The organism is Streptomyces tricolor, from assembly GCF_002155905.1.
GTDB classification, from domain to species: domain Bacteria; phylum Actinomycetota; class Actinomycetes; order Streptomycetales; family Streptomycetaceae; genus Streptomyces; species Streptomyces tricolor.
In genome coordinates this window covers 1-779 of the sequence record NZ_MUMF01001085.1, presented here as the reverse complement: position 1 = coordinate 779, position 779 = coordinate 1, and the positions used below count along the sequence as shown (strand labels likewise).

Here is a 779-nt window from a genome sequence, read left to right as displayed (position 1 = left end):
CGGCGGCTGGCCGAGGCGGGCGCGGACACCGTCGTGCTCCAGCCGACGGCGGACGAGCCCGACCCGGAGGGGTTCGTACGGTTCGCCGCGGAGGAGGTCCGGCCCCTGCTGCCGTGACCGGGGCGGGGCGTTCTCGCTGATCAGCGAGCGTTGTCAGTGGCGGGTGCCACACTGCCCGACATGACCGACGAGCCCGGCGAGACCAGCGAGACCGAAGAGACCGACCTCACGGCCGGTGCGCGCAGCGCCGTGTGTCTGCGAGCCGTCAGGGACGACGACCTGGAGGCCCTCTTCGCCTACGAGCACGATCCCGAGGCCGTCCGGCGGTCGCGGTTCACGCCCCGGCCGCGGGACGCCTTCTTCCGGCACTGGCGGGAGCGGGTGCTCGGCGACCCCGACTGCCTGGTGCGGACGGTCACCGTCGGCGGCGAGGTCGCCGGAAGCGCCGTGTCCTGGACGCAGGACGGGCGGCGCTTCGTCGGCTACTGGCTGGGACGGCCGTACTGGGGCCGCGGCATCGGCACCCGCGCGCTCGGCCTCTTCCTGGACCTGGAGCCGGTGCGCCCCCTGTACGCCGACCCCTTCGCCGGCAACACCGCCTCCGTGCGCCTGCTGGAGAGACACGGCTTCGCACACGCCGGCACGATCCGGCACGGCACGGACGAGCACGTCCTGCTGGTCCTCGGCGGTCCCGCCGGGGCATCCCTCGGGGACCCTCCGGCAGACGCCCGCTGACAGCCGCGCCGGCGGGAAGACCGCCCCGCCGCCGCGGCTGTCAG

Annotated in this window: 1 protein-coding gene and 1 pseudogene; both read left to right on the top strand. The window is 75.2% G+C overall.

What is annotated here, in order from left to right:
- Positions 1-117: pseudogene (locus CCN44_RS47310) on the top strand (LLM class flavin-dependent oxidoreductase); the annotation flags it as partial.
- A 63-nt stretch (positions 118-180) separates the two neighbouring features.
- Positions 181-735, top strand: a complete 555-nt coding sequence (locus tag CCN44_RS42885; protein WP_059252363.1) for a GNAT family N-acetyltransferase — start codon at positions 181-183, stop codon at positions 733-735.
- The last annotated feature ends 44 nt before the right edge of the window (positions 736-779 follow it).

What these genes read in the sequence shown, in the direction of transcription:
- CCN44_RS42885 (WP_059252363.1), top strand. Translation starts at nt 181, where the DNA reads ATGACCGACGAGCCCGGCGAGACCAGCGAGACCGAAGAGACCGACCTC.